Origin of the sequence: Leisingera sp. ANG-M6 (genome assembly GCF_000813905.1) — a bacterium.
Classification (GTDB): domain Bacteria; phylum Pseudomonadota; class Alphaproteobacteria; order Rhodobacterales; family Rhodobacteraceae; genus Leisingera.
The window spans coordinates 65,668-86,379 of the sequence record NZ_JWLG01000008.1 but is presented as its reverse complement, the minus strand read 5'-3'; the positions used below and the strand labels follow the sequence as shown (position 1 = coordinate 86,379).

18 protein-coding genes are annotated in these 20,712 nt (G+C 62.3%); 11 read left to right on the top strand and 7 right to left on the bottom strand.

Annotated features, from left to right (window positions below; all coding sequences use genetic code 11):
- Positions 1 to 97 precede the first annotated feature (97 nt).
- The 3 genes from RA24_RS06035 to RA24_RS06025 all read left to right on the top strand — a co-directional run bounded on the left by RA24_RS06035 (position 98) and on the right by RA24_RS06025 (position 3,585).
- On the top strand, positions 98 to 1,597 hold the full coding sequence (locus RA24_RS06035; protein ID WP_019296915.1) for a CoA-acylating methylmalonate-semialdehyde dehydrogenase: 1,500 nt from the start codon (positions 98 to 100) through the stop codon (positions 1,595 to 1,597).
- Positions 1,598 to 1,799: 202 nt separating this feature from the next.
- Positions 1,800 to 2,834, top strand: coding sequence for a fatty acid desaturase (locus RA24_RS06030; RefSeq protein ID WP_039146094.1), 1,035 nt, complete (start codon positions 1,800 to 1,802; stop codon positions 2,832 to 2,834).
- 148 nt (positions 2,835 to 2,982) lie between these two features.
- Positions 2,983 to 3,585, top strand: coding sequence for a L,D-transpeptidase (locus tag RA24_RS06025; protein WP_019296913.1), 603 nt, complete (start codon positions 2,983 to 2,985; stop codon positions 3,583 to 3,585).
- A 77-nt stretch (positions 3,586 to 3,662) separates the two neighbouring features.
- Here the strand turns inward: RA24_RS06025 and RA24_RS06020 are convergent, their stop codons facing one another.
- Complete coding sequence (locus RA24_RS06020) at positions 3,663 to 5,381, bottom strand: O-linked N-acetylglucosamine transferase, SPINDLY family protein (RefSeq protein ID WP_152612816.1); 1,719 nt, start codon at positions 5,379 to 5,381, stop codon at positions 3,663 to 3,665.
- 342 nt (positions 5,382 to 5,723) lie between these two features.
- Between RA24_RS06020 and RA24_RS06015 the strand changes: the two genes are divergently transcribed.
- From RA24_RS06015 to RA24_RS05995, 5 genes are all read left to right on the top strand, one after another.
- Positions 5,724 to 6,863: an acyl-CoA dehydrogenase family protein gene (locus tag RA24_RS06015; protein ID WP_019296911.1), complete on the top strand. Its 1,140-nt coding sequence runs from the start codon at positions 5,724 to 5,726 to the stop codon at positions 6,861 to 6,863.
- 50 nt (positions 6,864 to 6,913) lie between these two features.
- The gene (locus RA24_RS06010; RefSeq protein ID WP_039190487.1) at positions 6,914 to 7,960 is read left to right on the top strand and encodes an enoyl-CoA hydratase/isomerase family protein; all 1,047 of its coding nucleotides are present in this window, start codon (positions 6,914 to 6,916) and stop codon (positions 7,958 to 7,960) included.
- Positions 7,957 to 8,832: a 3-hydroxyisobutyrate dehydrogenase gene (gene mmsB / locus RA24_RS06005; RefSeq protein WP_039190485.1), complete on the top strand. Its 876-nt coding sequence runs from the start codon at positions 7,957 to 7,959 to the stop codon at positions 8,830 to 8,832. Before RA24_RS06010 ends, mmsB begins: the two co-directional genes overlap by 4 nt.
- Before the next feature lie 217 nt (positions 8,833 to 9,049).
- A complete protein-coding gene (locus tag RA24_RS06000; RefSeq protein WP_039190484.1) occupies positions 9,050 to 10,621 on the top strand; it encodes a Hint domain-containing protein in 1,572 nt (523 codons plus the stop codon).
- Positions 10,622 to 10,718: 97 nt separating this feature from the next.
- Complete coding sequence (locus RA24_RS05995; RefSeq protein ID WP_241480911.1) at positions 10,719 to 11,060, top strand: excinuclease ABC subunit A; 342 nt, start codon at positions 10,719 to 10,721, stop codon at positions 11,058 to 11,060.
- A gap of 16 nt (positions 11,061 to 11,076) precedes the next feature.
- Here RA24_RS05995 and RA24_RS05990 read toward each other — a convergent pair whose 3' ends face one another.
- Positions 11,077 to 11,847, bottom strand: a complete 771-nt coding sequence (locus RA24_RS05990; protein WP_039190482.1) for a helix-turn-helix domain-containing protein — start codon at positions 11,845 to 11,847, stop codon at positions 11,077 to 11,079.
- 121 nt (positions 11,848 to 11,968) lie between these two features.
- On the opposite strand from RA24_RS05990, the gene RA24_RS05985 reads away from it, so the two are divergent.
- Positions 11,969 to 12,403, top strand: a complete 435-nt coding sequence (locus tag RA24_RS05985) for a hypothetical protein (RefSeq protein ID WP_039190480.1) — start codon at positions 11,969 to 11,971, stop codon at positions 12,401 to 12,403.
- A gap of 119 nt (positions 12,404 to 12,522) precedes the next feature.
- On the opposite strand, the gene uvrA is transcribed toward RA24_RS05985, so the two are convergent.
- Positions 12,523 to 15,381 (bottom strand): excinuclease ABC subunit UvrA, encoded by a 2,859-nt coding sequence (gene uvrA / locus RA24_RS05980; protein ID WP_039190479.1) that lies wholly within the window; start codon positions 15,379 to 15,381, stop codon positions 12,523 to 12,525.
- Between the two features lie 175 nt (positions 15,382 to 15,556).
- On the bottom strand, positions 15,557 to 16,726 hold the full coding sequence (locus RA24_RS05975; protein WP_039190477.1) for an MFS transporter: 1,170 nt from the start codon (positions 16,724 to 16,726) through the stop codon (positions 15,557 to 15,559).
- Between the two features lie 138 nt (positions 16,727 to 16,864).
- On the opposite strand from RA24_RS05975, the gene RA24_RS05970 reads away from it, so the two are divergent.
- Positions 16,865 to 17,362 carry a hypothetical protein gene (locus RA24_RS05970; RefSeq protein WP_039190475.1) on the top strand — a complete coding sequence of 166 codons (498 nt, stop codon included), beginning with the start codon at positions 16,865 to 16,867 and terminating at the stop codon, positions 17,360 to 17,362.
- A gap of 117 nt (positions 17,363 to 17,479) precedes the next feature.
- Here RA24_RS05970 and lpdA read toward each other — a convergent pair whose 3' ends face one another.
- A complete protein-coding gene (lpdA, locus tag RA24_RS05965) occupies positions 17,480 to 18,874 on the bottom strand; it encodes a dihydrolipoyl dehydrogenase (RefSeq protein WP_039190473.1) in 1,395 nt (464 codons plus the stop codon).
- Positions 18,875 to 19,068: 194 nt separating this feature from the next.
- Here lpdA and RA24_RS05960 point away from each other — a divergent pair, with 194 nt between their 5' ends.
- Complete coding sequence (locus tag RA24_RS05960) at positions 19,069 to 19,482, top strand: hypothetical protein (RefSeq protein ID WP_039190557.1); 414 nt, start codon at positions 19,069 to 19,071, stop codon at positions 19,480 to 19,482.
- Positions 19,483 to 19,489: 7 nt separating this feature from the next.
- Here RA24_RS05960 and RA24_RS05955 read toward each other — a convergent pair whose 3' ends face one another.
- Entirely contained in the window at positions 19,490 to 19,924 is a 435-nt protein-coding gene (locus RA24_RS05955) for a GFA family protein (RefSeq protein WP_241480910.1), read from the bottom strand.
- Positions 19,925 to 20,085: 161 nt separating this feature from the next.
- Complete coding sequence (locus tag RA24_RS05950; protein WP_039146122.1) at positions 20,086 to 20,664, bottom strand: DUF924 family protein; 579 nt, start codon at positions 20,662 to 20,664, stop codon at positions 20,086 to 20,088.
- Between the last annotated feature and the right edge of the window lie 48 nt (positions 20,665 to 20,712).

Below are 20,712 nucleotides of genomic sequence, written 5' to 3'. Positions count from 1 at the left end.
CCTTTTGCGTTCCTGCAAAGCCTCTTTGAAATGTTTCCTCTTTTCCAGTGTTTTTTGCAAGCCTACGATAAGGGCAACATGAACAGAGGAGGATCCGATGAAAGAACTCGGCCACTTTATCAACGGCAAACTGGTCTCCGGCACCTCGGGCCGCTTTGACGATGTCTTCAACCCCGCAACCGGCGAAGTGCAGTACCAGTGCCCGATGGCCAGCGCTGCGGAAACCACCGATGCGATCGAAAAAGCTGCCGCTGCGCAGCCCGCATGGGGCGCCACCAACCCGCAGAAACGCGCCCGCGTGATGATGGCGATGGTTGGCCTGATGAACCGCGACATGGACAAGCTGGCAGAGGCCCTGTCCCGCGAGCACGGCAAGACCATCCCGGACGCCAAGGGCGACCTGCAGCGCGGCCTGGAAGTGATCGAATACTGCGTCGGCGCGCCGCAAATGCTGAAGGGTGAATTCACCGACAGCGCAGGCCCCGGCATCGACATGTACTCCATGCGCCAGCCGCTGGGTGTTGTCGGCTCGATCATGCCGTTCAACTTCCCGGCCATGATGCCCCTGTGGCACGTCGGCCCGGCGCTGGCCTGCGGCAACGCCGTGGTGCTGAAACCGTCCGAGCGCGACCCCTCCGTGCCGCTGATGCTGGCGGAACTGTTTGTCGAGGCCGGCCTGCCCGAAGGTGTGTTCCAGGTGGTGAACGGCGACCGCGAGGCGGTTGATACCATCCTGGACAGCGACATCATCCAGGGCGTGTCCTTCGTGGGCTCCACCCCGATTGCGCAGTACATCTATTCCCGCGCCACCGCCAACGGTAAGCGCGCCCAGTGCTTCGGCGGTGCCAAGAACCACATGATCATCATGCCCGATGCTGATCTGGACCAGGCCGCAGACGCGCTGGTCGGCGCAGGCTTCGGCGCGGCCGGCGAACGCTGCATGGCGATCTCCGTTGCGGTGCCGGTCGGCGAGGAAACCGCCGACAAGCTGATCGAAAAGCTGATCCCGCGCATCGAAACCCTGAAGGTCGGTCCCTACACCGCCGGCGACGACGTCGACTTGGGCCCGGTTGTGACCGCAGCCGCCAAGGAGCGTATCCTTGGCCTGATCCAGTCCGGTGTCGATCAGGGCGCCAAGCTGGTTGTCGACAACCGCGACTTCAAACTGCAGGGCTACGAGGACGGTTTCTTTGTCGGCGCCCACCTGTTCGACCATGTCACCCCCGACATGGACATCTACAAGCAGGAAATCTTCGGCCCGGTGCTTTCCACTGTGCGTGCAGGCACTTACGAGGAAGCGTTGAAGCTGGCGATGGACCACGAGTACGGCAACGGCACCGCGATCTTCACCCGTGACGGCGACACCGCGCGTGACTTCGCCTCCCGTGTGAACATCGGCATGGTGGGTATCAACGTGCCGATCCCGGTGCCGCTGGCCTACCACACCTTCGGCGGCTGGAAGAAATCCATGTTCGGTGACCTGAACCAGCACGGCCCGGACAGCTTCAAGTTCTACACCCGCACCAAGACCGTGACCTCCCGCTGGCCCTCGGGCATCAAGGAAGGCGGCGAGTTCAACTTCAAGGCAATGGACTAAACCACTGCTGACTAACAGGAAAAGGCCCCGAAAACTTCGGGGCCTTTTTCCTTTGCAGACATCAGGGGCAGATGCACCGCCGGTTTCCGCGGCGCTTTTGACGGCACGGTGTAAGTTAAAATAGGCTTTTCAGCCAGTTTTTGCTTGTTCCGCCGCGTAACTCGTCTATCCGGGCAGGAACAGACAGACAAACGGCAGGCGCATGAGCAAGACAGAAGTACCGGACCAGCCGCAGGCGGCTGCAAAGACCGCCCGCGACTGGGTCAAGATCCTGGCCCAATACCGCGACCCCAACCCCCTGCGCAGCAGCTTTGAGCTGGCCGTGACGGTGGTGCCCTTCCTGCTGCTCTGGGCGCTGGCATGGTGGTCGCTGTCTGTCAGCTACTGGCTGACACTGGCCATTTCCGTGCTGATCGCCGCATTCCTGTTGCGCCTGTTCACCATCCAGCACGACTGCGGTCATGGGTCCTTCTTTTCCAACCGGCATGTCAGCGACTGGGTCGGCCGCATCATCGGCGTACTGACCCTGACACCTTATGACGTCTGGCGCCGCACCCATTCGATCCATCACAGCACCCATGGCAACCTGGACAAGCGCGGCATGGGCGACATCCACACAATGACGGTGGCCGAATATCGCGCCGCCAGCCGCTGGGACCGTTTGGTCTACCGGTTGTACCGCCACCCGGTGACACTGTTCGCCATTGGTCCCGGCTACCTGTTCTTCCTGCAAAACCGCATCCCCTACGGCCTGACCGGCCAGGCCCGCTACTGGATCAGCGCGATGGGCACCAATGCCTCTATCCTGGCCGCTCTGGGACTGATCTGGTACTTCGGCGGGCTGATGCCGCTGGTGCTGATCTTCCTTCCAGCCACCCTGATCGCCGCTACCGCAGGCCTGTGGCTGTTCTATGTGCAACACCAGTTCGAGACCACCCAGTGGGAGCAGGAAGAGGACTGGCAGCTGCATGACGCCGCGCTGCACGGCAGTTCGCATTACGTGCTGCCGCCGGTGCTGCAATGGCTCAGCGCCAATATCGGCATCCACCATGTGCACCACCTCTACAGCCGCATCCCCTTCTACCGCCTGCCCGAGGTTCTGCGCGACCATGCCGAATTGGCCGAGGGCAACCGGATGACAATTCGTGAAAGCCTGGCCAACGCCCGGCTGCACCTGTGGGACGAGGACAGCAAGCGCCTGTTGTCCTTTGCCCAGGCCCGCAGCCTGTCAGCCTGACTGTTGTTTGATGCCAGGGCGGCAATCTTCCGCCGCCCGGCACAACACAAGCTTGTGAGGCTGGGAAATTCCGCTATGCCGCCCCTAGGAAAACTCGTTGGCATGCTTATCTTGCGGCGGAGTTTTCGAGCAGCACGGTAGAGGAAATATGACCAAACTCCGCATCACCCGCCGCGCAACCCTGATGGGTCTTGGCGCAACCCTGGCCACCCCGGCCCTTCTGCGCGCCCAATCCACAGACGCCTTCCCGCAAAACGAACCGGCGATCCGCGAGGAAGTGCCGGTGCAGCGCAACACCTCCGCCTTCACCCAGCAGAACTGGCAGGATCATTTCGAGACACTGGGCGTTGGCTGCCTGCTGGCCGACATCAGCTCCCGCGCGCTGCATTACTGGGGCGCAGACGGCGAAACTTACCGGCTGTTCCCCTCTTCGGTGCCTATGACAGAGGACCTGACCAAGCGCGGCTACACCGAAGTGGTGCGCAAGAAGGAAAACCCCAGCTGGACCCCGACCGCGTCGATGCGCGAGCGCGACCCGTCGCTGCCGGTGACAATCGAAGGCGGGGTTCCGAACAACCCGCTGGGCACCCGTGCCATGTATCTGGACTGGCCGGCCTATCTGGTGCACGGCACCCATGACACCCGCAAGATCGGACGGCAAAGCTCCTCCGGCTGTATCGGCCTTTACAACCAGCACGTCGAAGACCTGTATGAGCTGGTGCAGATCGGCACCCAGGTGCGCTTGCTCTGACCTACGTGGCGGCAGCGGCAGGCTGAATAGAAAAGGGCGCGGAAAACTCCGCGCCCTGTTTTTGTTTTGGCCGGCTGTCAGGACAGGCTGATATGGTCCGGCTTCAGCCCGGCGTTGAAACGCTCCAGCGACTTTTCCAGCAATGCCTCGAAGTTGCGGGTGAACTTCTCAGTGTCATAGAGCGGGCCGTCCTCGATCCCCTGTTTCACCCGTGCCTTCACATCCGCCAGGTATTCCCGGTCGCGGGCCAGCTTCAGCGCCAGCGCCTGGTATTGCTGCGGTGTGGTTGCGGTCAGCTCATCCAGCCCGACGGAGTGCAGCAGGCTGGCGGCAACCCGGGCCGCGAACTGCTTGCCGATCTTGGTGACAACCGGCACGCCGGCCCACAGTGCGTCACTGGCAGTGGTGTGGGCGTTGACAAAGAAAGTGTCCAGGAAAATATCCGCCAGCGGCAGACGCGCCAGGTGTTCCTCTTGTTTGACCTGGGCCGCAAATACGATCCGTTCCGGGCCGACGCCGCGCCGCTTCGCCTCCGCAAGGACATTTTTGCGGATGCCGTCCCTGGACGCGTAGAACCACAGAACACTGTCCGGCACCAGCTTCAGCAGTTTCATCCAGATATCGAATTCATCCGGCGACACCTTGTAGGAACTGTTGAAGGAACAGAACACCAGCGCATCCTCCGGAAGGCCCACATCCGCTCGCGTGGGCTTCGTCTCAGCGGCCTTACGCTGGTCATCATTGGACTGGTAGCAGTCCGGCATATAGAGGACTTTTTCCGTGTAGTATTTCCGGTACTTCGGCGGCACGACAATTGGGTCTGCCACCATGTAGTCGATGGAGTCCACTCCGGAGGTTCCAGGGTAGCCCAGATACGACACCTGAACCGGCGCCATGCGGTGGTCAAACAGGTTGACCCGGTTGCCCTTTGTGTGCCCCTTGAGGTCGACGGCAATGTCCAGGCCATCCGCCCGCGCTTGATCGACGATTATCTCGCTCGCCATACCGCCGACATGCCGGTAGACATCAGCGGAGTCTTCTGCCCGCTGCCGGCCTTCATTGTCGTTCATGGCGCCGTAGTCGTAGATGTAAATCTCGAACTTCTCCCGGTCATGCAATTCGAACATCCGGCCAATCAGGAACATGGTCGCGTGGTTCAGGAAATCACAGGAGAAATAGCCGATCCGGATCTTGTCTTTCTTTGCCAGCGGTGCGGTGAATGTGGCGGTCTCGCTCTTGCAGACCCTGTTGACGTTGGCTGCAAGGATTGAAAACTTCATTTGCATTTCGGGATCGTCGACAAGGCTCAGGAACGAAAACGGGTCAATCGCCGTCATAGCCTTGGTACTGTTCCTGATCTTCCGGCGTGTCTTGTCAAAGTCGGACCAGTCGCATTTATGCCGCTTCAGGTGCATCATGCGGGCAAAGACAACGTCGTTATTCGGGGCGAACTTCAGGCAGTCCTGAAAGTAATTGATGGCTTCCTCTTCCTGACCGATCCGCATCAGAAAACTGCCAATGTAGGACAGGCATTCCGGGTTCCGCGGCTCAAGCCGCAGTGCCTCAACATGGCAAAGGATCGCCTTGTCGCGCTTTTCCATCAGTTCGTACACCTCGCCAAGCGCGGTGTGCACCCCCCGGTTCTTGGGGTCGAGTTCCAGCGCCTGCTGCATCAGGTAGACCGCATCGTCGAAACTGCGCTCAATCGCCTTGCGGCGGGCCAGCTTCATCAAACGCACGACCTGCTCCCTGACCGGCGCATCGGTCGACTTGATCATGCCATGCTTCATTGCCATGGCGAAATTTGCCCGTTCGTTGCTGGCCACGGCGCCCGGGAAATTCAGTGTTTTGCCCGCTCCCTTTGCGGGCCCGCTGAGGTTGGTTGCCAGAAAATGCTGCGCCCCAGAATTTGACACTTCGCCTGCTCCTTTTGGAATGCGTTAGGCAGGATTCACCTGCACTTGACCGGTTTGAGACAGAGTTTCGCCGAAGTTTCTTAATTTTCTCCTGACCGCGGGGCGGGAAACCGCGGCATTGCTGCACGGCGGCTTTGCATTTGCGCAGCTTGCCTCAGCGTCCGCTGGCCGCTATTAAATAAACAACTGTTCAATTCATCTGAGCGACGGGAGGAACGGCGCATGGATTTCGCACTGTCAGAGGAACAGCAGGCCATTTTCGACATGGCTCTTGCATTCGGCCAGGACAACATCGCCCCGCATTCCCGAGAATGGGAGAAGGCAGGCACCATCCCGAAAACCCTGTGGCCGCAGCTGGCAGAGCTGGGGTTTGGCGGGCTCTACGTGTCCGAGGAATACGGCGGCTCCGGCCTGTCGCGCCTGGACGCCACGCTGGTGTTCGAAGCATTGGCGATGGCCGATCCCGCAATTGGCTCCTTCCTGTCGATCCACAACATGTGCGGCGGCATGATCGACAAGTTCGGCTCAGAAGAGACCAAGCAGAAATGGCTGCCGAGCCTCTGCACCATGGAGAAAATCTTCTCCTACTGCCTGACCGAACCAGGTTCCGGCTCTGACGCGGCGGCGCTGAAAACCCGCGCCGAGCGCAGCAATGAGGGCTACATCCTGAACGGCACCAAGGCGTTCATCTCCGGCGGCTCCTACTCCGACGCCTATGTCGTGATGTGCCGCACCGGCGAGGACGGCCCCAAGGGCATCTCCACCGTGGTGGTCGAGGACGGCAACCCGGGCCTGTCTTTTGGCGCGCTTGAGGACAAGATGGGCTGGAAGGCGCAGCCCACCTCGCAGGTGCAGTTTGACGATTGCGCGATCCCCGCGGACAACCTGATCGGCGAGGAGGGCAAGGGCTTCTCCTACGCGATGGCGGGCCTTGACGGTGGCCGCCTGAACATCTCGGCCGGCGCTTTGGGCGGCGCCCAGGCGGCGCTGGATCAGACCGTGCAATACATGTCCGAGCGCAAGGCCTTCGGCAAATCCATCAACCAGTTCCAAGCGCTGCAGTTCCGGCTGGCGGAATACGAAACCCGCCTGCAGGCCGCCCGCACTTTCCTGCGCCAGGCGGCGTGGAAACTGGACACCGGCGCCCATGACGCCACCAAGTTCTGCGCCATGGCCAAGCTGATGGTCACCGACACCGCCTTTGACGTCGCCAACGGCTGCCTGCAACTGCACGGCGGCTACGGCTACCTGGCCGACTACGGCGTCGAGAAGATCGTGCGTGATCTGCGGGTGCACCAGATCCTGGAAGGCACCAATGAGATCATGCGCCTGATCGTCTCGCGCCAGCTGATTGCAGGCTGATCCGCCCTGCCCCAGACTGCACGGCAAGACATACTGATGGAGCACGCCAGATGAGTGATATCCATATCCGCACCTCCGGCCAGGCCGGCCGCATCACCTTTACCCGCCCCAAGGCGCTCAATGCGATGAGCTATGAGATGTGCATGGCGATCGACGCCGCGATGCGCGAGTGGGCTGAAGATGATGCCGTGAAGCTGGTGGTGATCGACGCTGAGGGCGACAAGGCTTTCTGTGCCGGCGGCGACATCGCCGAGCTGTATGACACCGGCACCAAGGGCGACTATTCCTATGGCCGCACCTTCTGGCGCGATGAATACCGTCTGAACGCCCGCATCTTCGAATACAAAAAGCCGGTGATCAGCTTCATGCAGGGTTTCACCATGGGCGGCGGGGTCGGCATAGGCTGCCACGGCACCCACCGGGTGGTGGGTGAAAGCAGCCAGATCGCCATGCCGGAGGTCGGCATCGGCCTGGTGCCGGACGTGGGAGGTTCGCTGATGCTGGCGCTGGCGCCGGATCACCTGGGCGAATACCTTGGCATGACGGCGGCGCGGATGGGCGCCGATGATGCCATCCTCGCAGGCTTTGCCGACTATTTCATCCCTGAAGGCGATTGGCCCGCGCTGATCGCCGCGCTGGAGGAGACCGGCAGCGCCAAGCTGGTAGAAGACGCCGCCAAGCCTGCACCGGAGGGCAAGTTGCGCACGGTTCGCGAGGACACCGCCCGGCATTTCGGCAAGGACAGCCTGGAAGACATCCTTGCGGGGCTTGAGGCAGAGGACAGCGATTTTGCCGCAAGCGCGCTGAAGTCGCTCAAGCGCAACTCGCCGCTGTCGATGGCCTGCACGCTGGAAATGCTGCGCCGCCTTCGTGCCGACGGCCCCGCCATCCGCCGGGCGCTGGACCTGGAATACCGCTACACCTTCCGGGCTATGGAGCAGAGCGATTTCCTGGAGGGCATCCGGGCCCAGATCATTGACAAGGACCGCAATCCGCAATGGCAATATGCAGGCCAGCCGGTTCCGGCACAGGCGGTTGACGACTTGCTGGCGCCGCTTGGTGCTGATGCGCTGACATTTGAGGAGGAACTCGCATGAAGATCGGATTTATCGGGCTGGGCAACATGGGCGGGCCGATGGCCGCCAACCTGGCCAAGGCCGGCCATGAGGTCACCGGTTTCGACATGGCTGATGTCAGCATCGAAGGTGTCAAAATGGCGGCCTCCGGCCCCGAGGCCGCGGCGGGTGCCGATGCGGTGATCACCATGCTGCCCAACGGCGCTATCCTGCGCCTGGTCGCGGCAGAGGTGATCCCGGCAATGGCCAAGGGCGCCGCCCTTATTGACTGCTCCACCGTCGACGTCGACTCCGCCCGCGCTGTGGCGGAACAGGCTGAGGCCGCTGGCCTCCTGTCCGTCGACGCGCCGGTCTCCGGCGGCATCGGCGGCGCGGCCGGCGGCACGCTGACCTTCATGGCCGGCGGCTCGGCAGAGGCCTTTGCCGCAGCAGAACCGCTGTTCGGCATCATGGGCCAGAAAGCCGTGCATTGCGGCGAGGCCGGCGCCGGCCAGGCCGCCAAGATCTGCAACAACATGATCCTCGGCGTCACCATGATCGCCACCTGCGAGGCCTTTGCCCTGGCCGACAAGCTGGGCCTCGACCGGCAGAAGATGTTCGATGTGGTCTCCACCTCCTCCGGCTACAGCTGGACCATGAACGCCTATTGCCCGGCCCCCGGTGTCGGCCCGCAATCACCCGCCGACAACAATTACCAGCCCGGCTTTGCGGCTGAACTGATGCTCAAGGACCTGGGCCTCAGCCAGCAGGCGGCTGAGAGCGCCGATGCCGATACCCCGATGGGCGAACTGGCAATGGCGCTCTACAAGAAGTTCGTCGAGGACGAAGACGGCAAGGGCATGGACTTCTCTGCCATGCTGCCCCGCTTTGAGAAACGCAGCCGGGAGGGCTGACACGCCCGGCCGCCTCCACGCGGTTTCCTCCCAAACCGGCATTGCGTCAGGCCGGCCCTTCAACGGGCCGGCCTCAATCTTCGGGAGTTCCTGAAAATACCCTTAAAATTCGAATAAACTCCCGGATTTTGGCCCCAACCCGCCACAGTTCCGTCTCAATTCAGCAGCATTCCGGTAAGCGACCGTAAAGCCGAGCACCAGGATCGAGACGCCCGTCATGGCCACCGCAACCGAACTGAATATCGACTCAACTGCTACCGCCATCCAGATGGCGGAGGAGATTTTCGGCGACGGCGTGACCGTGACCAGCGCCAGCTACAGCGGCGACAACCTGTCGTCCGGCATCTACACCGGCGCGGACACCACCACGCCGGGTGTCGCACCCGCCGACTCGGGCGTCATTCTGTCCACCGGCTACGTGCGTGATTTCACCAACAGCGACGGCTCAACCAATACCAACCAGAACACCAACACAACCACCAATACCAGCGGCGTGAACGGGGATGCCGACTTTGATTCCCTGGCCGGAGCCAGCACGTTTGACGCGTCCTTCCTGGAGATCAATTTTGTCCCGGACGGTGATACGCTGACCATCGACTTCGTGCTGTCCTCCGAAGAATACCCGGAGTTCGCCAACTCCCAGTACAACGATGTCATTGGCGTCTGGGTGAACGGTGTGGAGGCCCAGGTCACCATCGGCGACGGCACCGCCTCGATCGGCAACATCAACGACGGCACCGAGAACGTCTACGTCGACAACACCGGTGACCAGTACAACACGGAGATGGACGGCTTCACCATCACCCTGACCTTTGTTGCCCCGGTGAATGCAGGTGAAATCAATACACTCAAGATCGGCGTCGCCGATACTGCCGACAGCAGCTACGACACCAACCTTCTGATTGCCGGCGGCTCGGTGCAAACGGCTGTGGTTGCGCAGGACGATCAGGAAGACATCGCCATCAACAAGACGCGGGTGATCGACGTTCTGGAGAACGACACCACCACCTCCGGCACGCTGACCATTACCCATATCAACGATCAGGCGGTCACCGCCGGCGATACCGTCACTCTGGCGACGGGGCAGCAGATCACCCTGAACGCCGATGGCACCCTGACCGTGGTCACCGACGGCGATCTGGAGACCGTCTACTTCAACTACACCGCGGACAACGGCCAGGGAAATTCCGATACTGGTCTGGTGGAAATCAACCAGACCGTGCCTTGCTTCCTGCGCGGCACCCTGATCCGCACCCCGGACGGCGAGATCCCGGTCGAGGATCTGCGCCCGGGCATGGAAGTGCTGACCTACGACAACGGCCCGCAGGTCCTGCAATGGACCGGCAGCCGCCGCACGGCATGCACGGCCGAAACCGCTCCGGTCCGTTTTGCCAAGGGCAGCTGCGGCAACACGCGCGACCTCTATGTCTCCCCCCAGCACCGGATGGTTGTCTCCGGCCCGCTGGCCGAACTGCTGTTCGGTGAGGAAGAGGTTCTGGTCAAGGCCAAGGACCTGGTCAACGACAGGACTGTGCGCCCGGCACTGGAGCTGCAGGAGGCCGAGTATTTCCACCTGCTGTTCGGCCGTCATCAGATTCTCTGGGCCAACGGTGCGCTCAGCGAAAGCTATCAGCCCGGGCCGGAATCAGCCTCTGGCTTTGATGCCGGAACACAGGCGGAAATCCGCGACTTGTTCCCCGAGCTGTGCGCTGAAACCGGCCGCGGCTACGGAAACGCCGCCCGGCTGTCCCTGCGCAGCTTCGAAGCGCGGGTTCTTGCCGCCGCCTAAGCAGCAACTGGCGGCGCGCCGCCGCCCCCTTTCAGCTCCCTTGGCTTTGCCGCGCAGCTCTTTATGACAAGGGCAGCGAAGAAAGGATCCGCTGTAAATGGTACGCCGTCATCTTGTTCCGATCACCGTTCTTGCCGCGGCCTGCGCGCTGGCGATTCCGCTGGCGGCAGGCAATGGCGGCATCGAAAAGGCCTCACTCGATTGCCCTCAGGGCCTGGCCCTGAAGGCCTCGCACTGCACGCCGGCACGGTTAACTAAGAAGTTCTACCGCCGCGGCGACCATATCCTGGATGACTACACCTGGATCGGCGAACCGGGCCAATGGGCGCCCGATCCCTATGGCACCTATGTGCAGGCCGGCGGCTATGTCTACCAGGTGAATCGCGAGACCCAGAAGGTGCTGCGCCTGATCGGCGCCGCGGACAATCTCCCCCAATAGACGCTGTGCGGCCCGGTCAGGGCCAGGCCATCGCCTCCATCACCTGGCGCGTTGCCTCATCTGCCGGAAACAGCATCTCGATCCGCAGCTCCGACATCGCCAGATCACCGGTGCCGCCGAACTGGGTGATGGTTGAGAAGAACGCCAGCACCTGCCCGCCCATCCGGTAGCGGGCCGGGATCACAGCGGGCAACACGCCCTCCTGCGGTGTTTCATGGGCGGCCGCATTTGCCTGCAGCCGCGCCACCGCCTGTTCCAGAACCGGGTCAGCCCCGAAATGCGCCAATTCGGTCCTGAGGCGCGCCAGGCTGTGCCGTTCGACCTCCTCCAGGTTATCCAACGCATCCCGCAGCGCCGCATTGCCCAGCAGCGCATTGATCAGGCTGCTGCCCTTGCTGATGCCGGCACCGCTCAGCATCATCTCCATTGGGCGGTTCAGATCCAGCAGGGTCCAGTGGCGGTCGATCATCATCGCCGGATAGGGCGCATGCGCCGCCAGCATCTGCGCCGCCGCCTGCCGCAGCGGCACCAGCGCTGCATCATCCAGATCCCGGCTTGCATAGGCCGGCGCCAGCCCCGCCGCCGTCAGCATCTGGTTCTGCGCCCCGCCCGGAAGCTGCAATTCCTCGCTGAGACGCAGCACCATGCCCCGGCTGGGGCGCGCGCGGCCGCTCTCCAGAAACGACAGATGCCGGGCTGAGACCCCGGCCTCCAGCGCCAGCTGCATCTGGCTCATCCGCCGCAGCCCGCGCCATTTCTTCAGAACCGCGCCAAATGCTTCTGCCATGCCGTGTCTCCGTTTTCGCCAGCATAGGCGGTCGCATTCGGAACTTCACTTACCTCCCAGGTAATTGTTTTGCCTCTGTGCTCCGCGGCACTCTGCCTGCGGAAACCTACAGGAGCCCCCAATGACCCACACTGCCTCGATCCGCATGCTCAAGACCGTCTCGATCCTCTCCGCTGCCTTCGGCCTTGCCATGGTGCTGGCACTGGCCACCCCGCTGGGCGCAGCGCTTGGCCTGTTCATCGACCTAGCCTTCCTGCCGGTGGACGGTGCCCAGGCGCTCAGCCCTGGCGCGGCGTCGCTGATGACCGCCATCAGCGGCGGGCTGATGTGCGGCTTCTGCGTGCTGATCTATCTGCTGACTGAACATGTCTACAGCACCGACCCCGCCCTTGGCCGCCGCCTGCTGATCCCGGCGCTTCTGGCCTGGTACATTCCCGACAGCCTCGGCTCCCTCGCCGCAGGCGCCTGGTTCAACGTGGTGATGAACACCGCCTTCCTGGCCCTGTTCCTGGTTCCGCTGCTGCTGGCCCGCCCAACTGCCGTGCAAGCGGCATAAGAAAGGGGGCGCCACCGCCCCCTGTTCACCTTTGCAGAAATACTCCGGGGTGAATTGGCCATCGGCCAAGAGGGGCAGCACCCCTCTTTCCCGCGTCAGCAGGCCAGCGCCGCTCTCTCTTATTCCGCAGCGACCTTCCGCGCCGCCAGAATGTCCTTCAGATAGCGCCCGGTGTGGCTGCGCGGCTCATCGGCAACTGCCTCCGGCGTGCCGGCCGCAACAATCTCGCCGCCGCCGTCGCCGCCCTCGGGGCCGATGTCGATGATCCAGTCGGCAGTCTTGACCACGTCCAGATTGTGTTCGATCACCACTACCGAATTGCCCTGCTCCACCAGTTCGTGCAGCACTTCCAGAAGTTTCTTCACATCCTCGAAATGCAGGCCGGTGGTCGGTTCGTCCAGGATATACAGCGTCCGCCCGGTGGAGCGTTTCGACAGTTCCTTCGACAACTTCACCCGCTGCGCCTCGCCGCCCGACAGCGTCGTCGCCTGCTGGCCTACCTTGATATAGCCCAGGCCCACCCGCATCAGCGCATCCATCTTGTCGCGGATCGCGGGCACCGCCTGGAAGAAGCCCTGCGCGTCTTCAACCGTCATATCAAGCACATCGGCAATGCTCTTACCCTTGAACTTGATCTCCAGCGTTTCCCGGTTATAGCGCGCGCCCTTGCAGGTCTCGCAGGTCACATAGACGTCGGGCAAAAAGTGCATCTCGATCTTGATGACGCCGTCGCCTTGGCAGGCCTCGCAGCGCCCGCCCTTGACGTTGAAGGAGAACCGCCCGGGCTTATACCCCCGCGTCTTTGCCTCCGGCAGGCCAGCAAACCAGTCGCGGATCGGGGTGAAGGCACCGGTGTAGGTCGCAGGGTTCGACCGCGGCGTGCGGCCGATCGGGCGCTGGTCGATGTCGATCACCTTGTCCAGATGCTCCAGCCCCTTGATGCTCTCGCAGGGCGCCGGTGTCTGGCGTGCACCATTCAGCCGCATCGAGGCGGTCTTGAACAGCGTCTCGATGGTCAGCGTCGACTTGCCGCCGCCCGACACGCCGGTCACGCAGACGAACTTGCCCAGCGGAAACTCTGCCGTCACCTCTTTCAGGTTGTTGCCGGTGGCCTTGACCACCTTGATCTTCTTCTTGTTGCCCTTGCGGCGCTTGGCCGGCACCGCGATTTCCCGCGTGCCCGCCAGATACTGGCCGGTGATCGAGTTGGTGTCAGACGCAATCCTCTGCGGCGTGCCGTGGCTCACCACCTCGCCGCCGTGCACCCCGGCGCCGGGGCCGATGTCGAACACATAGTCCGCCTGGCGGATCATGTCCTCGTCATGCTCCACCACGATCACGGTGTTGCCCTGGTCGCGCAGGTTCTTCAACGTGCCGATCAGCCGGTCATTGTCGCGCTGGTGCAAGCCAATCGAGGGCTCGTCCAGCACATAGAGAACCCCGGTCAGGCCGGACCCGATCTGGCTCGCCAGCCGGATCCGCTGGCTCTCGCCGCCAGACAGGGTGCCGGAATTGCGGCTCAGGGTCAGATACTCCAGACCCACGTTATTCAGGAAACCAAGCCGCTCGCGGATCTCCTTGACGATGGCGCGGGCGATCTCCTGCTTCTGCTGGGTCAGATGGTTCGGCACATCCTCGATCCAGGCCAGCGCCTCGCGGATCGACAGCTGCACCACCTGCCCCACATGCACGCCCGCGATCTTCACCGCCAGCGCCTCTTCCCGCAGCCGGTAACCCTCGCAGTGATGGCAGTGGCGGTTGTTCTGGTAGCGCTCGAATTCTTCCCGGATCCAGTTGGAATCGGTCTCGCGGTAGCGCCGCTCCATATTCGGAATCACACCCTCAAAGGTGCGCTCCACCTGGTAGACCCGCCCGCCCTCGTCATAGCGGAACATGATCTCCTCGTCGCCGGAACCGTACAGGAACACTTTCTGCACCTTCTCCGGCAAGTCCTTCCAGACGGTGTTCTTGTCGAACTCGTAGTGCCGTGCGATGGCCTCGATGGTCTGCAGGAAATAGGGCGACTTACCCTTGCGCCAGGGTGCCAAAGCGCCGTCATAGACTTTCAGGCTCTGGTCCGGCACCACCAGCCGCTCGTCAAAGAACAGCTCAACCCCCAGCCCGTCGCATTCCGGGCAGGCCCCGAACGGCGCGTTGAAGGAAAACAGCCGCGGTTCGATCTCCGGGATGGTAAAGCCGCTGACCGGGCAGGCAAAGTTTTCGCTGAAGGTGATCCGCTCCGGCTCGCCCTCCTTGGGCGCGGTCTCCAGAATGGCAATGCCATCCGCCAGGTCCAGCGCGGTACGCAAGCTGTCCGCCAGCCGGGTCTCCATGCCTTCGCGCACCACCAGACGGTCGACCACCACGTCGATGTCATGACGGAACTTCTTGTCCAGAGTGGGCGGCTCGTCCAGCTCATAGAACGCGCCGTCCACCTTCACCCGCTGGAAGCCCTGCTTGCGCAGCTCCAGGAATTCCTTCTTGTACTCGCCTTTGCGGTCGCGGACGATCGGCGCCAGCAGGTAGCCGCGGGTGCCCTCCTCCATCTCCATGATCCGGTCGACCATGTCCTGCACCTGCTGCGCCTCAATCGGCTTGCCGGTGGCCGGGCTGTAGGGCGTGCCTGCGCGGGCAAACAAAAGACGCAGATAGTCATAGATCTCCGTCACCGTACCGACGGTGGAGCGCGGGTTCTTCGACGTTGTCTTCTGCTCGATGGAGATCGCAGGGGACAAACCGCTGATGTGATCCACGTCCGGCTTTTCCATCATGTCGAGGAACTGGCGCGCGTAGGCCGACAGGCTCTCGACATAGCGGCGCTGGCCCTCGGCATAGATGGTGTCAAACGCCAGAGAGGACTTGCCTGAACCCGAAAGACCGGTAATCACCACCAGCTCATCGCGCGGAATATCCACGTCGATGCTCTTCAGATTGTGCTCGCGCGCGCCGCGCACTTCGATGGATTTCAGCTCAGCCATAATGCCCCCGTACCCGCGCCGCCGAACCCCTGGCGGACGCCCGCCCTACAGATAGGGAATGCTGTGGAAAACGCCAAGCCCTAAAAGAGAACATAGAGCGAACAGGTTGAAACTTGCTGACAGCAGCTGGCAGCAGGCGGAAGCCACACGTTTTCCGGCCCGGACTCCGGCGCGTCTAGGCCCAGGCGCGCCGCCGCGCGGCCAGCAGCTGGTGCACCAGAATGCCCGCCAGGAACAGGGCGCAGACCACCAGCATCATGCCGCCGTAACCCGCCACCCCCAGCGATGCCAGCAGCAGCGGCGTGCCGATCACATTGCCGGCATTGCCCGCCTGCGACATCGCGCCGTTCGACTCGGCCTGATCCGCTGCCGTAGTGTTCAGCTGCGGAACACAGGCAAAACTGCCGCTCTGCACCAGGCCAAAGGCAGCAGCCAGCGCAAAGCATGCCAGCCAGTCCCCCGGCATGGCCCAGAGCCACAGCCCGCCTGCCGCACAAAGGCCAAAGCCCAGCTGAATGAGCTGCACCGCCGGCATCACCCGCAGCAGCGCCACCCCGATCACCATAGACGAGGCGATGGAGATCAGCGGAAACGCCCCCATCACAAAGGCCCGCTGCCCCTCCGGCACATGTGGCGGCAGCACCGTCAGCAGTGCCACAAAGCAGGTGGTGTAAAACAGCCAGCCCGCAGCCGGCGCCAGCTTGAACGGCGAGCGGTAGATCTTCAGATGCAGCGCCGGCAGGTCGGCCAACCGCGGCATCGGCTGGCGCGGCGGCACTGGCAGATCGCGCATTGCCCAATGGAGCAATACCGCCAGCGCCGCCATCAGCGCGGCATGGGCCGCAAACAATGCCAGCAGCCCGTAGGAGGCCACCAGCGGCAGCCCCAGCCAGTTCAAGAGTGCAAAGGCAACGCCGAAAAACGTGCTCCACACCGTCAGCGCCGTGCCCCGCTGGCGGTCATCAGCCAGCAGCGCCATCAGAGTCGGCCCGGCCACCACGATGCCCAGGTGAGACAGGCCTTCCACCGCGCGGGTCACCAGAAACAGCCCGTAGGGCAGATGCAGCACCTGCAGCGCCGACATTACTGCCCCTGTCCACAAGGCCCAGACCAGCGTGCGCCGGTAGCCAAAGGAAGACACGAACAACCCGGCCACCGCGCCCATCAGAATGCCCAGCACGCCCGTCATCGACACGCTCAGGCTCAGCGCCGCGCCAGCCTCGGGATACAGCGCGCCAAGCTGGTCAAAAACAACCGACACCTTGCCGTATTGCGCGGCAGCGCCAAGGCCCGCAGCCCAGACCGCAAGGATCGCGCCCCAGCGGGTTTTCCCGGTTGTGCTCATGACCGCTGCCCTTTGTTCTTGATTTGCATCTGGTTACCCCGGTCCGCTCCGGGATGCCAGAGCTGCCGCAAAGGAAAAGAGTGGCCAACTCACGGCTCTTCCGCCAAAGTTTTCTTGGACTTCGGAAGACAATAACGTATGGATTTTAACACTTTAGTCGTTACATTTAGGGAAAAGATGGTCGAAAGAATTCGGCTGGTCCCAGACCAGCACCATTTAAGAGACGTCGGACAACTCGTCGATGGGCGTTACTTTTGGATAGACCTTCAACTAAATACCGAAGGGCATGAGACACGCGATTTCATTGCAACTTATACTTTCAACGCAGACGGCGATTTACTGGACCATGAAATTTGCGACCTGGGCCTGCGATCATCTTCCAGTGCCCAGCATGCAGCAAATGCAGTAATGGCAAAACGAAAGCAGCTGAAAATCAAGAGGAACCTCCTAGGCCGGCAAAAACGATGCAGCTTCTGGGTAAAGCCCTTCTCAATTGAAGCATTTGGGCTTTCCTTTGGCCTGGTCCTTCGTGAACAGGAAGAAGGTGAAATGGCAGGTGAAGAACTTGTGGACGCTATGCCAGGCTGCACTCTAATGTTCTATCCTCCTTGGCCGGACGGTTCTTACGACACTTGAGCGCGCGACTTTTCGCTTAAACTGGCACGAAATCTCACTCTCTCCTTTACCCAAAGAAAGACCGCACACGGCGCTTTCCGTGTGCGGCCCTCAAAAGTGTTCCGGCAAGCTTTCAGCTTACATATGGATCACCCGGCCATAGGCATCGAGCACGCTCTCATGCATCATCTCGGACAGCGTCGGGTGCGGGAAGACGGTGTTCATCAGGTCTTCCTCGGTGGTCTCCAGCTGGCGGCCCACCACATAGCCCTGGATCATCTCGGTCACCTCGGCGCCGACCATATGGGCACCCAGCAGTTCGCCGGTCTTGGCGTCAAAGATGGTCTTGACCATGCCTTCGGCCTCTCCCAGGGCAATCGCCTTGCCGTTGCCGATGAAGGGGAAGCGGCCGACCTTGATGTCGTAGCCCAGTTCCTTGGCCTTCGCCTCGGTATAGCCGACGGAGGCGACCTGCGGCTGGCAGTAGGTGCATCCGGCAATGCTTTCAGGCTTTACCGGGTGTGCGTGCTTGCCCGCAATCAGCTCCGCCACCATGACGCCCTCGTGCGACGCCTTATGCGCCAGCCAGGGCGCGCCGGCGATGTCGCCGATGGCATAAAGGCCGTCGACGCCGGTGCGGCAGAATTCGTCGGTGATCACATGGGTCCGGTCGACCTTGACGCCCACCTCTTCCAGCCCCAGCCCCTCGACGTTGCCGACGATGCCGACGGCAGAAATTACGGTGTCGAACTCCTGTTTTTCGACCTTGCCGCCCACCTCGATATGGGCCGTCACCTTACCCTTGCCGCGGTCCAGCTGCTTGACCATGGCTTTCTCCATGATCTTCATGCCCTGTTTGACAAAGGCTTTCTTGGCAAAGGCGGAGATTTCCGCGTCCTCGACCGGCAGCACCCGGTCCATGACTTCGACAACAGTCGTGTCAGCGCCCAGCGTGTTGTAGAAGCTGGCAAATTCGATGCCGATGGCGCCGGAGCCGATCACCAGTAGCTTTTTCGGCATGCGGACGGGCTGCAGCGCGTGCTTGTAGGTCCAGACCAGATCGCCGTCCGCTTCCAGCCCCGGCAGTTCACGGGCGCGGGCGCCGGTGGCCAGCACGATGTTCTTGGCAGTCAGATCCTGCGTGCCTTTGTCGGTCTTGACCGAAACCTTGCCTTTGGCCGGAATCGACGCCTCGCCCATCACCACGTCGATCTTGTTCTTCTTCATCAGATGGCCGATGCCGGAGGACAGCTGTTTCGCCACCCCGCGCGAGCGTTTCACCACCGCATCGAGGTCATAGCCGATGTTCTCTGCCTTCAGGCCGAAATCCTTGGCGCGCTCCATCAGGTGGAACACTTCCGAGGACCGCAGCAGCGCCTTGGTCGGGATGCAGCCCCAGTTCAGGCAGATGCCGCCCAGATGCTCACGCTCGACCACGCAGGTCTTAAGGCCCAGCTGCGCCGCACGGATGGCGGCAACATAGCCCCCCGGCCCGGCGCCGATTACGATCACGTCATAAGATTGTGCGGCCATGTTGCTCCCTCGCCCTCGAACAGGTTCCAAAAACTAGTTTACCGTTAAACTAGTTTTCGCTGCACTGCAATCATCCTCTGCTGCGGCATAGCGGCCATGCGTTTTCCGGCAGGTTTCCGCTTGGCAGCAGGGGCAGCTCCGGGCCAGCATAGGCTGGAAGCTTTCGGCAATCCACAACCCTGGACCGCATGCATATGACAAAAACTCTTTTCGACCTCGCCAAGGCGCTTGTGAACGCCACCCTGATCCTGCTGGCACTTTGCCTGTTTCTGGGTTGGAAACTGATGGCCGCAGCCGAAGGCGTCACCGCCAATGCTGCAGCCATTGCTGATCAGGCAGCACCGCTGCGCACCGCCATAACCGGGCTGCAGTCAGACATTGCGGCTCTCCGCAGTTCTATGCAGGACGACACCGTGTCCAGCGCCCGGCTCACCCAGCTGGAGGCGCGCGTGGCAAAGGTGCAAGACAGCCTCGCGGACATGCGCACGCTGCCGCAGCAGGCCGCGGCAGAGGCCGCCCGTGCCGGAGCCGCAGAACTTGCCGGCCGGATCATCCGCGCCGCGCCCTTGCTGAAGGACGGCAGCGCCTGCGGTTCAGGGAAAAGCTGACCCCGGCTCAGCCTTTTGCGGCGTAGGCTTCCAGCAGCCCGCCGAACTCTTCCATCGTGGGGAAGTGCTCAAAGCTGTGCGCGGCCGCAACCTGCACGAACGGATGTTTCGCCGCTGTCCAGGTCTCAATGTACGGGCTGAACCAGCTGGTGTCCCCGAACATCGTCGGACGCACGTTCACAAACCCCTCCACGCCGGCAATGCGGGTGAACATCCAGGTCTGGCACTCCGGGCAGCAGAAATGGCTCAATTCCTCCCCCTTGGCTCCGCCAACCACAGGGGCGCCCTGCGTCACCCGGAACGCCTCAGCCGGGAACATCGCGGTCAGGGAAAACGCGCTGGAACTCATCTTCTGACAGCCGCGGCAGTGGCAGGCGGCTGTCAGCGCCGGCGGTGCTAACACTTCGATTCCGGTGGCGCCGCAGCGGCAGCTTCCGGTCATGGGAAAGGAGGATGCAGTCATGGTCTGTCTTTCAAAGATTTTTCTGAAATGCGGGAGCACTTCCCTGCCGCAGTGCCGCACTGCACGCAAGGGAGCGGCAACAGAAAAACGCCGCGCCCTTTCTCAGGACGCGGCGTTGAATTCTTCCAGCAAAACCGGCGTCAGCCAGCCGCTTGCATCTGTCGCACGGTCTCACCATAGCCGCCGGCCTGAACATAGGCCCGTTCCGGCGTGGTGCTGGCGCGGTGCAGCGCCTCGTTGCGGTAGGGGAAGCGGCCGAACTGCCGGATCACTTCGCGATGCGCACGGGCGTGCAGCAGGTTGCCGCCGCCGGTCTCCGGCATCCGCTCCATCATCAGCCGGATGCAGCGCTCCTGGTCGCACAGGTTTTCCGAATGCATCAGCGGCAGGTAAAAGAACTGCCGGGCCGGTTCATTGATCTTGAGGTCCCAGTTCTTGTTGATCGCGATCTTCGCCGCAGACAGCGCCGCCCGGTCCGAGGCAAAGGCCCGGGCATCACCGCGGAACATGTTGCGCGGGAACTGGTCCATCAGGATGATGTAGGCCAGCGTGCCGCTCGGGTAGGTGAGCCAGAAGGAGAACCGGCCTTCGCAGGCCGCCTCCCAGGTGCTTTGGAACTTTTCGCGGATCTCCTGATCCAGCGCGTCATCCTGCAGATACCATCCCTTCTCCCCGACTTTGTCGAGCCAGAATGAAAGTATCTCTTCGGGACCAGTCATCGGTCGTAACTCCAAGTTTTTCCTGACCCTATCTCAGGCCATTTTACA

Coding starts and splice junctions, on each gene's coding strand:
- RA24_RS06015 (WP_019296911.1), top strand. CDS start 5,724: ATGGATTTCGCACTGTCAGAGGAACAGCAGGCCATTTTCGACATGGCT.
- RA24_RS06030 (WP_039146094.1), top strand. CDS start 1,800: ATGAGCAAGACAGAAGTACCGGACCAGCCGCAGGCGGCTGCAAAGACC.
- RA24_RS05995 (WP_241480911.1), top strand. CDS start 10,719: ATGGTACGCCGTCATCTTGTTCCGATCACCGTTCTTGCCGCGGCCTGC.
- RA24_RS06025 (WP_019296913.1), top strand. CDS start 2,983: ATGACCAAACTCCGCATCACCCGCCGCGCAACCCTGATGGGTCTTGGC.
- RA24_RS06000 (WP_039190484.1), top strand. CDS start 9,050: ATGGCCACCGCAACCGAACTGAATATCGACTCAACTGCTACCGCCATC.
- RA24_RS05975 (WP_039190477.1), bottom strand. CDS start 16,726: ATGAGCACAACCGGGAAAACCCGCTGGGGCGCGATCCTTGCGGTCTGG.
- mmsB (WP_039190485.1), top strand. CDS start 7,957: ATGAAGATCGGATTTATCGGGCTGGGCAACATGGGCGGGCCGATGGCC.
- RA24_RS06010 (WP_039190487.1), top strand. CDS start 6,914: ATGAGTGATATCCATATCCGCACCTCCGGCCAGGCCGGCCGCATCACC.
- RA24_RS06035 (WP_019296915.1), top strand. CDS start 98: ATGAAAGAACTCGGCCACTTTATCAACGGCAAACTGGTCTCCGGCACC.
- RA24_RS06020 (WP_152612816.1), bottom strand. CDS start 5,381: ATGGCAATGAAGCATGGCATGATCAAGTCGACCGATGCGCCGGTCAGG.
- RA24_RS05985 (WP_039190480.1), top strand. CDS start 11,969: ATGACCCACACTGCCTCGATCCGCATGCTCAAGACCGTCTCGATCCTC.
- uvrA (WP_039190479.1), bottom strand. CDS start 15,381: ATGGCTGAGCTGAAATCCATCGAAGTGCGCGGCGCGCGCGAGCACAAT.
- RA24_RS05990 (WP_039190482.1), bottom strand. CDS start 11,847: ATGGCAGAAGCATTTGGCGCGGTTCTGAAGAAATGGCGCGGGCTGCGG.
- RA24_RS05955 (WP_241480910.1), bottom strand. CDS start 19,924: ATGACCGGAAGCTGCCGCTGCGGCGCCACCGGAATCGAAGTGTTAGCA.
- RA24_RS05950 (WP_039146122.1), bottom strand. CDS start 20,664: ATGACTGGTCCCGAAGAGATACTTTCATTCTGGCTCGACAAAGTCGGG.
- lpdA (WP_039190473.1), bottom strand. CDS start 18,874: ATGGCCGCACAATCTTATGACGTGATCGTAATCGGCGCCGGGCCGGGG.
- RA24_RS05970 (WP_039190475.1), top strand. CDS start 16,865: ATGGATTTTAACACTTTAGTCGTTACATTTAGGGAAAAGATGGTCGAA.
- RA24_RS05960 (WP_039190557.1), top strand. CDS start 19,069: ATGACAAAAACTCTTTTCGACCTCGCCAAGGCGCTTGTGAACGCCACC.